The organism is Allobosea sp. BE125 (assembly GCF_031456075.1).
Lineage (GTDB): Bacteria > Pseudomonadota > Alphaproteobacteria > Rhizobiales > Beijerinckiaceae > Allobosea.
Genome location: NZ_JAVDTY010000010.1, coordinates 239,475 through 251,381, shown reverse-complemented (window position 1 = coordinate 251,381; position 11,907 = coordinate 239,475). Strand labels below are relative to the sequence as shown.

At 64.9% G+C, this 11,907-nt stretch carries 16 protein-coding genes; 3 read left to right on the top strand and 13 right to left on the bottom strand.

Annotated features, from left to right (window positions below):
• Positions 1–44: 44 nt before the first annotated feature.
• The 4 genes from J2Y55_RS22025 to J2Y55_RS22010 all read right to left on the bottom strand — a co-directional run bounded on the left by J2Y55_RS22025 (position 45) and on the right by J2Y55_RS22010 (position 4,314).
• Positions 45–1,079, bottom strand: coding sequence for an ABC transporter substrate-binding protein (locus tag J2Y55_RS22025; protein WP_310158001.1), 1,035 nt, complete (start codon positions 1,077–1,079; stop codon positions 45–47).
• 127 nt (positions 1,080–1,206) lie between these two features.
• Positions 1,207–2,634, bottom strand: a complete 1,428-nt coding sequence (locus J2Y55_RS22020; RefSeq protein WP_310157999.1) for a DUF3592 domain-containing protein — start codon at positions 2,632–2,634, stop codon at positions 1,207–1,209.
• A 67-nt stretch (positions 2,635–2,701) separates the two neighbouring features.
• Positions 2,702–3,493, bottom strand: a complete 792-nt coding sequence (locus tag J2Y55_RS22015) for an ABC transporter permease (RefSeq protein ID WP_310157998.1) — start codon at positions 3,491–3,493, stop codon at positions 2,702–2,704.
• A complete protein-coding gene (locus J2Y55_RS22010) occupies positions 3,490–4,314 on the bottom strand; it encodes an ABC transporter ATP-binding protein (protein ID WP_310158060.1) in 825 nt (274 codons plus the stop codon). The genes J2Y55_RS22015 and J2Y55_RS22010 overlap by 4 nt, the downstream gene beginning before the upstream one ends.
• A 264-nt stretch (positions 4,315–4,578) precedes the next feature.
• Here J2Y55_RS22010 and J2Y55_RS22005 point away from each other — a divergent pair, with 264 nt between their 5' ends.
• A complete protein-coding gene (locus J2Y55_RS22005; RefSeq protein ID WP_310157997.1) occupies positions 4,579–5,103 on the top strand; it encodes a DedA family protein in 525 nt (174 codons plus the stop codon).
• Positions 5,104–5,346: 243 nt separating this feature from the next.
• The gene (locus J2Y55_RS22000) at positions 5,347–5,712 is read left to right on the top strand and encodes a ComEA family DNA-binding protein (RefSeq protein ID WP_310157995.1); all 366 of its coding nucleotides are present in this window, start codon (positions 5,347–5,349) and stop codon (positions 5,710–5,712) included.
• 271 nt (positions 5,713–5,983) lie between these two features.
• Here J2Y55_RS22000 and J2Y55_RS21995 read toward each other — a convergent pair whose 3' ends face one another.
• The 4 genes from J2Y55_RS21995 to J2Y55_RS21980 form a co-directional block, all read right to left on the bottom strand.
• Positions 5,984–6,211, bottom strand: coding sequence for a hypothetical protein (locus tag J2Y55_RS21995; protein ID WP_310157994.1), 228 nt, complete (start codon positions 6,209–6,211; stop codon positions 5,984–5,986).
• A gap of 41 nt (positions 6,212–6,252) precedes the next feature.
• Positions 6,253–6,444, bottom strand: coding sequence for a hypothetical protein (locus tag J2Y55_RS21990; protein WP_310157992.1), 192 nt, complete (start codon positions 6,442–6,444; stop codon positions 6,253–6,255).
• A gap of 385 nt (positions 6,445–6,829) precedes the next feature.
• Positions 6,830–7,849 carry a ketol-acid reductoisomerase gene (gene ilvC, locus J2Y55_RS21985; protein ID WP_310157991.1) on the bottom strand — a complete coding sequence of 340 codons (1,020 nt, stop codon included), beginning with the start codon at positions 7,847–7,849 and terminating at the stop codon, positions 6,830–6,832.
• A gap of 16 nt (positions 7,850–7,865) precedes the next feature.
• Positions 7,866–8,528, bottom strand: a complete 663-nt coding sequence (locus J2Y55_RS21980; RefSeq protein ID WP_310157989.1) for a TetR/AcrR family transcriptional regulator C-terminal domain-containing protein — start codon at positions 8,526–8,528, stop codon at positions 7,866–7,868.
• A 159-nt stretch (positions 8,529–8,687) separates the two neighbouring features.
• On the opposite strand from J2Y55_RS21980, the gene J2Y55_RS21975 reads away from it, so the two are divergent.
• Positions 8,688–9,239 carry a DUF924 family protein gene (locus J2Y55_RS21975; protein WP_310157988.1) on the top strand — a complete coding sequence of 184 codons (552 nt, stop codon included), beginning with the start codon at positions 8,688–8,690 and terminating at the stop codon, positions 9,237–9,239.
• An 81-nt stretch (positions 9,240–9,320) separates the two neighbouring features.
• On the opposite strand, the gene J2Y55_RS21970 is transcribed toward J2Y55_RS21975, so the two are convergent.
• The 5 genes from J2Y55_RS21970 to J2Y55_RS21950 form a co-directional block, all read right to left on the bottom strand.
• On the bottom strand, positions 9,321–10,046 hold the full coding sequence (locus J2Y55_RS21970; RefSeq protein ID WP_310157987.1) for a haloacid dehalogenase type II: 726 nt from the start codon (positions 10,044–10,046) through the stop codon (positions 9,321–9,323).
• 107 nt (positions 10,047–10,153) lie between these two features.
• Positions 10,154–10,900, bottom strand: a complete 747-nt coding sequence (locus J2Y55_RS21965; protein ID WP_310157985.1) for a helix-turn-helix domain-containing protein — start codon at positions 10,898–10,900, stop codon at positions 10,154–10,156.
• 98 nt (positions 10,901–10,998) lie between these two features.
• The gene (locus tag J2Y55_RS21960) at positions 10,999–11,214 is read right to left on the bottom strand and encodes a hypothetical protein (RefSeq protein WP_310157983.1); all 216 of its coding nucleotides are present in this window, start codon (positions 11,212–11,214) and stop codon (positions 10,999–11,001) included.
• Entirely contained in the window at positions 11,211–11,633 is a 423-nt protein-coding gene (locus J2Y55_RS21955) for a type II toxin-antitoxin system PemK/MazF family toxin (RefSeq protein ID WP_310157982.1), read from the bottom strand. The genes J2Y55_RS21960 and J2Y55_RS21955 overlap by 4 nt, the downstream gene beginning before the upstream one ends.
• Positions 11,554–11,886, bottom strand: coding sequence for an AbrB/MazE/SpoVT family DNA-binding domain-containing protein (locus tag J2Y55_RS21950; RefSeq protein WP_310157981.1), 333 nt, complete (start codon positions 11,884–11,886; stop codon positions 11,554–11,556). Before J2Y55_RS21950 ends, J2Y55_RS21955 begins: the two co-directional genes overlap by 80 nt.
• Between the last annotated feature and the right edge of the window lie 21 nt (positions 11,887–11,907).

The window sequence follows — 11,907 nt, the reverse complement described above, 5'->3', positions numbered from 1 at the left end:
CGTCAGAGGCGAGTGTGACCAGCGCGCCGGCCAATGTCGAGAGGTCAGGAGCCGGAGGCCGCCTTCTTCGCGAAGGTATCGATGAAGGTCTTCTTCAGATCGACATTCGACGTCGCCAGTTCCGGATCGAGCAGCTTCAGCGCGTCGTAGACGCTCTGCTGGCCCTCTGGCGTCGAGATGCCGGTACGCGAATAGCTCTCCTGCGAGTTCTTGACCGCGCGCAGATAGAGCGGCTTGTCGCCGAGCAGATATTCCGGCGGCACGATGTCGGCGACATCCTCGGGCTTGGCCGTCTCCAGCCATTTCAGCGCCTTGACGAAGGCGTTGACGAGCTTTTGCGTCGTCACCGGGTTCTTCTCGGCGAATTCGCCCTTGAGATAGAGCACGGCCGCCGGGTTCGAGCCGCCGAAGAGGGCGCGCGTGCCGGCCTCGGTGCGGGTGTCGATCAGCGTAACGATGTCGCCATCGGCCTCGAGCTTCGAGGTCACGGGGTCGAGATGCGAGATGATGTCGACCTGGCCCTGCTTGATAGCCGCTACCGCGCTCGCGCCGGCGCCGATCCCGATGATCGGCGCATCCGTCGCCTTCAGCCCGGCCTTGACCATGGCGTATTGCGCGGTCAGCGCCGTCGAGGAGCCCGGCGCGGTGACGCCGATCTTCAGCCCCTTGAAGTCGGCGGCCGATTTGACCTTGTCGGCAAGCTCCTTGCGCACGGCGATGGTAATCGCCGGGAAGCGCCCGAGCTCGACCACGGCGCGCACATCCTGGCCCTTGGCCTGCATGCGGATGGTGTGCTCATAGGCGCCGGTGACGACATCGACGGAACCGCCGACCAAGGCCTGCAGCGATTTGGCGCCGCCGCCGAAATCATTGATCTCGACCTCGAGCCCCTGCTCCTTGAAGAAGCCCTTCTTCTCGGCGACCGTCAGCGGGAGGTAATAGAGCAATTGCTTGCCGCCGACGCCGAGCGTCAGCTTGGGTTTTTCGGCGTTCTGGGCAAAGGCAACCGGGGTAAAGCCCGGAGCGCTCCAGGCCGCCAGCACGACGCCGGCCGCCATGATCAGATGTCTGCGGTTCATCGGGTTTCCTTCCCTGAGGATGCTTTGCTTCGAAAGCCTTGTTGGGAAGCAGTTCTAGATTAGTCGCAGGCGTCGCGCCAACCCCGCCTTGAGTCATAAGGGCGAGCCAGCGCGCCCTTAATAGACCTCAGCGGAAGACATGGCTGGCATAGAGCGCGACGCCAAAGCAGGCCATCGCCGCGCCAAACAGCAGCCAGCTCGTCCCGGTCGGGTTTTCCAGCGCAGCCTGCGACGGGTTGGCGGGGTCGTAATGCACCTCGACCGTCGCCCCGACAGGATAGCGCGCGGCGACCTTGTCGGCGGCGCTGCGCGAGCCGGAGGTGGTCAGGCCTAGCGCGATCTGACGGGAGCTAAAGTGGAGACCGCCGACCTCGTAGCGGAACTCGACGACCGCGGCATAGCTCCTGCGATTCGAGCCGTCGCCGCTGGCCGCGCGCTGCTCGACGCGGCTCACCGTGACCCGCCCCGGCACGACCGGCCAAGCATTGGCGCGCATCAGGTAGCGGCGATAGCCGACGAAGAACAGCAGCGTCACGAGGCCGAAGCCGATCGCGCACAGCATCACCGGAACCTCGGCGCGGGGCATGCTGGTCTGCAGCTCCTGCACGCCTCCCATCGCCAGCCAGTAGCCGCCCGCGCCGAGCACGGCCAGCACGGCAAGCCCGGGGGCACAGCCAGCGAGCGCAGCCTTCTGCGCCGCGGGCGTCTGCGCCGACGCGACCGGGGCCGCCGGATCGGAGCCGGGCGCCGCCGGCGCACCGAACACGAGACCACGCTCCAGCACGCAGTCCGTCGGGTCGTTGGGGTCGTAATGCACCGTGACCGTGGACCCGACCGGGTAGCGCCTCACCGCCTCCTCAGCGAACCGGCCGCTGATGTCGCCAAGGCTGACCCGGTTGCCCCGATAGCTCTGCCCCGCGACAGCGAACGTATAGGCCACGTCCGGTACGTTGACCGCCGTCCCGATCTCGTTGCCCTCGGGCGGTCGCCGCACGCTCAAGCTCGACCGCGTGATCCGGCCCTGGGCCTGCAGCCAGGCTTTAGCCCGATGCATCTTGATCGAGACATTGGCGACCATGGCGCCGATCATGACCACCACGGGCAACGAGAACAGCGCGACGACCCCAGCCGTGGTGTCGAGAAAGGGCAGCCAGTCGCGCGGCAGGTTGGACACCGCCACGGCGAGAACGACAGACGCCACGACAGCGGCAATCGCCCAGGCCGGCGGCTGTCCGGAAGCCTCGGCGGTCTTCGAGGGCGACGGCGCACGCACCCAGTCATGGTTTTTGTGCCAATGCTTGTCACCGCTCAGGAAGCCGAGCAGGAGCGTCTTCAGGGCCTGGGCATCGACCAGGGCGGCCGCCTCGAATTTGGTGGTCCCGTCATGGCGGGTCAGCCGAAACGCCCCATCATCCTGCCGGAGGGCTTCGACATAGCCGTCATCGTCCAGAAGGGTAATGCAGCTTTCGGGGTCGCTGCCGGCGGCCTCGATCGCTGCGACGACGTCGGCCGGTGTCGGCGCCTCGGTGATGCAGCCGTTGACGTCGAGTTCCATGCCCGATCTCCGCCTTCGTGGAGACGAGCATGAGCCTGCAATCGCCGGCGATCAAGCGAAGATGACGTTACGTCGTCGTGGTCGAGCTTTGCCCCGGCCGCCAGACCAGCAGCCGCTTCTCCACCATGGTCACCAGTGCGTCGATCGCGATCACGAAGATCGCCAGGATCAGCATGCCGGAGAACACACCGGTGACGTCGAAGACGCTCTCCGCCTCATGGATCTTGTAGCCGAGCCCCGCCGAGGAGCCGAGATATTCGCCGACCACGGCTCCGACCAGCGCAAAGCCCACCGACGTGTGCAGCGAGGAGAACATCCAGGTCAGCGCAGAAGGCCAATAGACATGGCGGAAGAGCTGGCGCTCGTTCATGCCGAGCATGCGGGCATTCGCCAGCACGGTCGGCGAAACCTCGCGCACGCCCTGGTAGACGTTAAAGAAGACGATGAAGAAGACCAGCGTGAAGCCGAGCGCCACCTTCGACCAGATGCCGAGCCCGAACCAGAGCGCGAAGATCGGCGCCAGCACGACGCGCGGCAAGGCGTTCGCGGCCTTGATATAGGGGTCGAAGACCGCGGCCAGCAAGTCCTGCCGCGCGAAGGTGAAACCGAAGAAGATGCCAGCGACGGAGCCGATGACGAAGGCGAGCACGGTCTCGGTCAGCGTGATGCCGAGATGCCAGTAGATGTTGGGTCCGATCAACTGGTTGAAGGTCCGCCCCAGCACGGCGGCCGGCGTCGAGAAGAAGAACTGGATCGTCTTGACCTCGCCGAAGATCGGATAGGCGGTGACGACGTGCCAGATCAGCAGGAAGACGACCATGACCAGCGCCTGCAGGCCAAGCAGCTTGGCGCGGTTCATTGCGAGGCTCCTTCGACCAGCTCGCGCCCGTCGCCCATCGCATAGGCCTTCTGGACCTCGACCCTGAGCGAAGCCCAGATGTCGCGATGGATCTCGTGGAAGGCTTTTTCCAGCCGGATCTCTGCGATGTCGCGCGGGCGCGGCAGCGGCACGCGATAATCGGCGACGATGCCGGCGGCAGGGCCCGCCGACATCACCACGACGCGGTCGGAGAGCGAGATCGCCTCCTCCAGATCATGCGTCACGAAGATCAGCGCCTTGCGATCCCTGGACCAGAGATCGAGCAGGAGATTGCCCATGATCTGTCGGGTCTGCGCGTCGAGCGGGCCGAAAGGCTCGTCCATCAGCAGGATTTCCGGGTCGCGGATCAGCATCTGCGCGAGGCTGACGCGCTTGCGCTGGCCGCCTGAAAGCATATGCGGATAGCGATCGACGAAGGCGCGCAAGCCCACACGACCGAGCCATTCGCGCGCCTGGGCGTCGGCCTGCGCATCGGACACGCCCATCGGCTCCAGCGCGACCTTGACGTTGTCGAGCGCCGTCTTCCACGGCATCAGCGCGTCAGCCTGAAAGAGATAGCCCGCCCGGCGGTTCAGGCCCGAGAGCGGCTTGCCGAAGATGCCGACCGTGCCGGCCGAGGGCACGAGCAGGCCCGCCGCCGCGTTGAGCAGGGTCGACTTGCCGCAGCCGGTCGGTCCGACGACAGAGACGAACTCGCCCGCCGCAACCGAGAGGTTGATCCCCGTGACCGCCTTGTAGCGCTTGCCGCCATCGATGTGGAAAGTGATGTCGAGCCCGCTGAGGGCAACCGCAGGCGACATCTCGCCTGCTCCCGCATCGCGCTGCGGGGGGTGGTGCAACTCCATGGAATCCGTTTCCCCGTCGGCCTGGCGCATCGATCCGCGCTCACCGCTCATGCCTTGATCTTAGACCTTGACCTTTGCTGCTAAGACTAAGCGATCCCCCGGCGAAGGCAAAGTCGTCCTTCGGCGAAAGGGATCGCCCTTCGCGCGAGGCCGGCGGTTGCATAACCCTGCGGTAGACGCGATAAGCCGGCGCCTCCCGTCGGAAAGATCGCGCTCGCCATGGCCCAACTCGAACTCTGGATGCAAGCGCTCGTCGACTTCATGCGGGCCAATCAGGAATGGGCGATCCCGATCGTCTTCCTGGTCGCCTTCTGCGAATGCGTCGCGGTTTTGTCCTGGCTCGTGCCGGCAACCGTGTTCTTCACCGCCTTTGGAGCCGCGGCCGGCGCCTCGGGCCTGAATCTGATCCCGCTCGCAGCCGCCGCCTCGGTCGGAGCGGGCTGCGGCTTCTGGGTCTCGTATTGGGCGGGTCTCGTGCTAGGCCCACGCGTCGGCGACTACTGGCCGCTCAACAAGAACCCGCAATTGCTCGAGCGCGGCCATGCCTTCTTCGAAAAATGGGGCGTCGCCAGCATCCTGATCGGCCACTTCTTCGGGCCGCTGCGCGCCGTGATCGCGATCGTCGCCGGCATCGTGCAGATGCCGTTCTGGCCTTTCCAGATCGCCAACTGGATCGCCTCGACCGTCTGGGGTTTCGCGCTGCTTTACGGCGCTGGCCGCCTCGCCGAATTCATGACGCGGTAACGCGGGCGCCAGTTTCCCTCGATCGGAAACCCGACGCCGAAACACTGCAATTGGCTGAATGCGCCATTCAGCGCGGGTTCACGCCGCCAGGCGCGATATGGCGGCGTCACGTCGGCGCCCGTCAGCAAGCGGTTCGACGCTGCCGTGACACGCTGGACCGGCCCCAAGCCGGCAGCGTCGTCTGGCGAAGGGCCCGGCCTCCGTCAGATGCGACAATCCGGGCCGAACACTGAGGTCCATGACATGACGATCTCCCGTTTCCTGATCCCCCTCGCCGCGCTCGCTCTGACCGCCGGCCAGGGCTTCGCGCAGACGGCGACGCAGCCCGCGACGCCTGCAAAGCCGACCGCTCCGGTCACCGCCCCGGCTGCTCCCGCGGCTCAGCCCGCCAAGCCGATAGCGGCGCAGCCCGCCCAGACCAAGAAGATCAACATCAACACGGCAACCGCCGCCGAACTCGACACGCTCAAGGGCATCGGCGAGGCCCGCTCCAAGAAGATCATCGAGGAGCGCGCCAAGACGAAGTTCAAGGACTTCGCCGATCTGGTGAAGCGCAACGTGCTGCCCGCCAATGTCGAAGCCGACATCAAGGACAAGATCACCTTCTGAACCGGCCACCGCGCCGGTTCGGCAACCAGACGAAACGAGGCCCGGCGGAACACCGCCGGGCCTTTCGTTCTTGGTATCAGATGCGGATCAGGCCGGCGATGACCGCCGCCGTCAGGCCAAAGCACAGCCCCAGCACGATGCGCGTGAGGGTCTGCGAGTCGAGCAGCTTCAGAACCGTCATGTCGCCCTCCTCTGTCATGTCGAAGTTTTGCACGTCGAAAACCTTGCACGTCGAAAGTCTTGGCCTCTTGCAGGCCGTGAGCCTTGCAGCTCAGCTCGGAAACGCTCCGACGAGAATGCCCGCTATCGCGCTCAGGATCAGGGCAACGGCGAGCACCAACAGGACGGGCTTGCCGAGGAAACCCTGACGCGCCTCGACGGGCGTCTCGACCGCGGGATCGGCATCGGAATGGTCGTCGGCCCGCATCGGCAGAATTCTGTCGCCGCCCTGCAGCCCTTCGGATTGCGCCTTGGCGCGTTCCTCTGTCTCGGTCGTCATCTCTCGTCTCCTTCTCCCCAGCCGCGATTGCCGCTGGCGGATCAATCAGGCAGCAGGCCGACGAAAGTGTTGGCGAGCAGCGCGACCACGAGGCCGCCGAGAAGCGCGATCAGCAACGGCCAATTCGGACCGCCCTCCTGCTGAAGGACATCGCCAGGGTCGACCTCGGTCTCGCGCGCCTGCCGGTCGCGCTCGTGGAGAGCCCATTCCCTGGAATCCCGATTCCGTGCCATGCCCGTGCCCCGGTTGATCCTGCTAGCCACGGAAACGCACCAAAAGCGCCTCGGTTCCGCCTGATGTGGCCAACCGCGGTTCATAACGAGAAAGGCGGACGCATCGCTGCGCCCGCCTCCTTTGGAAATCAGGATTATCTTAACCTTACCAAGATCTTCCGCTGAAAAGCGGAATCAAGCCGACAAGATGTTGAATCAGTATGTCAGCGGGCTGGCAGGCAGGTCTTGGTCTTGTCGACCAGAGCCTTCGCCTTGATCCCAAAGGCCCGGCGCGAGCCGGGCCGTCGCAGGGAAACCTGGATCAGGTCTTGGTCTTGTCGACCAGGGCCTTGGCCTTGATCCCAAAGGCCCGGCGCGAGCCGGGCCGTCGCGGAAGAAGAAGGGGTCAGTTCTTGGTCTTGTCGACCAGGGCCTTGGCCTTGATCCAGGGCATCATGTCGCGCAGCTTGGCGCCGACTTCCTCGATCGGGTGGGCGGCCATGCGGGCGCGGGTCGCCTTGAACGAGGTCTGGTTGACCTTGTTCTCCAGCATCCAGTCGCGGGTGAACTTGCCCGACTGGATGTCGGTCAGCACGCGCTTCATCTCGGCCTTGGTCTCAGGCGTGATGATGCGCGGGCCGGTGACGTACTCGCCATACTCGGCCGTGTTCGAGATCGAGTAGTTCATGTTCGCGATGCCGCCCTCATAGATCAGGTCGACGATCAGCTTCACCTCGTGCAGGCACTCGAAATAGGCCATCTCGGGAGCGTAGCCGGCCTCGGTCAGCGTCTCGTAGCCGGCCTTGATCAGTTCGACGATGCCGCCGCAGAGCACGACCTGCTCGCCGAAGAGATCGGTCTCGCACTCTTCCTTGAACGAGGTCTCGATGATGCCGGCACGACCGCCGCCATTGGCGCTGGCGTAGCTGAGGCCGAGGTCATGGGCGTTGCCGGTCGCGTCCTGGTGGATCGCGATCAGGGTCGGCACGCCGCCGCCACGCTGATATTCCGAACGCACCGTGTGGCCAGGGCCCTTGGGGGCGACCATCAGCACGTCGAGGTCCTTGCGCGGCTCGATCAGGTTGAAATGGACGTTGAGGCCGTGCGCGAACAGAAGGGCAGCGCCCTCCTTCATGTTGCCGTGCAATTCGTCGCGATAGATGTCGCCCTGCAATTCGTCGGGGGTCAGCATCATCATGACGTCGGAAACCTTGGCGGCTTCGGACGGGGTCATCACCTTGAAGCCGGCCTCTTCAGCCTTCTTGCGCGTCGCCGAACCGGCCTTCAGCGCGATGATGACGTCCTTGACGCCGGAATCGCGCAGGTTCAGCGCGTGGGCATGGCCCTGCGAGCCGTAGCCCACGATGCAGACCTTCTTGCCCTTGATCAGATTGATGTCCGCATCACGATCGTAATAAACGCGCATTGGGTGTCTCCTTTTGTCACGCGTTGGTCTTATCCAGGCCCGGATCGTTCTTCGCCGTGCCGTAGAGGGTGAGAAACTGTTGCGTCGCGCGCTCCGCATCGCGGTCGATCTCGGCCTGTCCGAGCATCAGCGCATCGCCCAGCAGCAGCCGGATCTGCACGTCGCGGCCGACAAGGCCCAGGAAACTGCGAAACGCCGTCTCGGTGTCGTCATAGGCCAGGAGACCGGCCTCCCGCCCGGCATCGAGGACCGGCTTCAGGCGCTCGCCGATGGCGAAGCGCCCATTGGCAAGCACGATGGCGCCCAGATTACCGGCCCGAGAGCCCGCCTGGCTGATCGCGATGCGATTCAAGGCAACCGAGGTCGAGCTCGAGATCACGCCGAGCCAGTTCGCCGCAAAGCGCGTCAGGCTGTCACGCAGGCCAAGCGCGTTGAGCGTCTGCCGGTCGTAATTGCCCGCCCGGACTTTCGAGGCCTGCCACTGCACGGTCGCCGTCAGCAAGCCGTCGCGGTCGCCGAACCATTTGTAGAGCGTTTCCTTCGAGCAGCTCGCACGGCGGGCGACCGCCGTCATGGTCAGGTGATCGCCCTTCTCCACCATCAGCCCCAACACAGCGTCGAGCACGGCCTGCTGACGCGCGGTCGGGCCTTCCTGCTGTGCGTCGATGGGATTGGCCATGAAAGGAGCCGCGCTTGCGTACCGTACGTTACGGTTCTGCCGTCTACAGGAGCGGATGCGGCGATGCAAGCGGCTTGGTTCACTGCCGCGGATTTTCCTTGGCCGCGCGCGGGACCCAAGCTACCCGTCCCGCGAAACGCTTTCACCTGATTTTAGGAGATGCCCGTGCCCCTATCCTCCTCAACGGAGATCGTCGCCTTCTGGCGCGAAGCCGGCCCGGACAAATGGTTCGCCAAAGACGACGCCTTCGACGCCGAAATCCGAAGCCGCTTCCTGGCCACGCATGAGGCTGCGGCGGCCGGCAAGCTGACCGATTGGGAGGCGACGCCCGAAGGCGTCTATGCATTGCTGATCCTGCTCGACCAGCTTCCGCGCAACTTGTTTCGCGGCAGCCCGCGCGCCTTCGCCACCGACGCCATGGCGCTCGGCATCGCTGAGCGTGCGGTCGCCAAGGGATTCGACCGCGCCTTCGCACCGCCCGAAAGCCGCTTCATCTACATGCCGTTCATGCATGCCGAGGATCTCGGGCATCAGGAGCGCTGCATTGCGCTCTGCGCGGCTTCGGACGACCCCGACGGCGTGAAATTCGCCGAGATCCATCGCGACATCATCCGCGATTTCGGCCGCTTTCCGCACCGCAACCCCGTGCTGGGACGGCAGACGACGGCGGACGAACAGGCCTTCCTCAGCGAAGGCGGCTTCAGCGGCTGACCCTGGCCTCACACCAGCCGCTGCGCGAAAAACTGGGTTCCAGCTTTTCGCGCGAGCAATGCTCTCAACTGTTAGAAGCGATCAGGCTGCGGCGGCCTCCCGATGGGCCTGCGCCAATTCGGCGAGGCTCTTGAACTGGAAGTCCACCTTCGGCTGATGCGCAGGCAGCGGGGTCGCGCCGCTGCCGGACTTGCCGAAGCGCCGGTCGATCCAGGCGCAAGCCAGCCCCGCCTCCTTGGCCGGTACATGGTCATGGTAGAGGCTTTGCGCGGTATGCAGCACCGCGCTCGGACCAAGGCCCAGATCGGCCGCGAGATGTTCGAGCAGATAGGCGAAATTGCGCGGATCGGGTTTGTACGAGCCGACATCCTCGGCGGTGTAGATGCCGTCGAAGCTCACGCCGAGTTTCCTGTTGCTGGCCGCGAAGCTCTGGCGGTCGACATTCGACAGGATGACGAGTCGGTAGTGCCGCTTGAGATAGGCGAGCGCTTCGGCGGAGTCCGGAAAGGCCGGCCAGTCCGGCACGGACGCACCGAAGCGCTCATTCAGATCGGCATGGATGCACACGCCGAGATCCCTGGCGAAGCGCGCATGAATCACGGAGAGCAGCGTGGAATAGCGCAGCGACGGCGTCGCCTGTTCCTGCTCGCTCTCATAGCGCCCGAAACGAGCGAGCGCCTCCTCGCGCCCCAGATCGAGTTGCCCGGCGCTCAACAGCGGCTGAAGCGCGTTCCAGATCCCGGTTTCCCAGTCGATCAGCGTCCCATAGCAATCGAACGTCAGAACCTTGAAATCAGTCAGCTTCATCGAATGGCCTCCTCATACGGCATCGTGAGGCTTGACCTTAGCCGGGCCCTGCAAGGCCGTGATGAGGCAAAACTCCGAACGAGTTGACCGAAGCTGCGATCCTGCGCTCAGTTCCCCGCCTGGTTGCGGCTGGCGGCACGGAATTCTGACGGCGTGAGGCCGAAGCGCCGCTTGAACTGCCGGTTGAAGGACGAGGCGTTCTGATAGCCCAATCCGTAGGCGATCTCCGATATCGGCGTGGACGTGCCGACCAATGCGTCGACAGCTCTCTCGAACAGCTGGCTGAGTTGCAATTGCTTCGGCGACTGGCCCGTCGTCGTCCGAAATAGGGCATGGAACTGACTTTGGCCGAGGCCGGCCATTCGGGCCATTTCCGCCACGCTCGCCGTCTGCGCATCCCCCGCGACGCCGAGGACACGGTGCTCGGACAGCGACCAGGGCCGAAGCCGCCGACTCGGCTCGACGAGATGCAGCCCCGCCAACGCCAGGCGGGCGGCATCATGAGCCTGGCATGCACCGGCTTCGACCTCGGCGCCGAGCTGGCGGAACATCCGCCACAGCCAGGGCTCGATCCGCGTGAGCGACGGGCTCGCATTGCGCAGCAGGGCCGGCACCGCCTCGCCGGCGAACGCCGCCATTTCGACGTCGAGGATGAGCATGCTGCAATCCGGGCTCGGCACGAAGTCGTGCTCACAGTCCTGCGGGACGATCGCGACGCAATTGCTCGAGACGACGCCGGACCGTCCCTCGATATCCAGCCTCATCGCGCCCTGCATCGGCAGCAGGATCTGGCTGAAGTCGTGGCGATGGCAGTCGCCGCCGCGATAGCTTCGGATTTCGAGATGGACCGACATCGCGTCCCCATGCTCCCAGGATCATGCCGGTTCATTTGCCGCCAACGCGCGCGAGCGATCAAGAGCAGGCCGCTCATTGCCGGCGCCTCGAATAGCCTCTAGCCGCCCATCTGCTGGCTCGCGATCCGCTGCAGGAAGATCGCCGCGATCGTCAGGATGAAGCCGACCCACCACAGCGGCGAGCGCAGACTCTTGCCGCTGCCGGGAGCCTCAGGCTCCGCCTTGCCGTTCATGCGCTGGATGATCGGCCAGGCGAAACAGGCAAAGCCGACAACGCCGAGGCCAAGGGCGATCTGTTCGAGGGTGAGGGTCATGGCGCCTCCGGTTCGAGCGTTGGCGCGATGCCCATATATGCCGCGATGCGGTGCTTGACCCGCACGGTCAGATCATCGGGCAGACGACCGATATAACGGAGCGCCCGGGTCCGATCGAGCATGCGAGCCTGATCCGTCAGGAGCGCCCCCGAGACCACGCAGCCCGGCGGAATGATGACTTTCGTCGGCCAGGACTGGCGGTTGGAGGTAATGGGGCACACCAGGATTCGACCAGAAATGCGATGCAAGGACTCATCCGACAGAATCAGGACCGGCCGGCGACCGCCCTGTTCCGAGCCGATGACGGGGTCGAGATCGACCCAATAGACTTCGCCGGGTTCAAAGCGCCTTTCGGCGGCGGTTGTAGTCGTCATAGATAATTTCTGAACCGACGTCAGGACCCCAATCGAAATCGTCATCTGGCGCATTTTTCAGCCCGCCAAGCCGCTCGGCTTCCGCGATCATCCACTCCATCGTGACAGGAAAGGGCTCAGGTTTCCCGGCCGAAGCGCCCTCGGTCTTGGCCTCATCGAGGTCCCGCGCAAGCTTCACCACCCCGTCATCGACCGAGACGTCGAGCATCATGCCGCTGGTCAAGCCGAGCTGCTTGACCACTGCCTTGGGCAGCCGCACCGCGGTGCTGTTGCCCCATTTTGCGACCTGGACCTTCATCGCCGCCTCCGTTCCGGATAT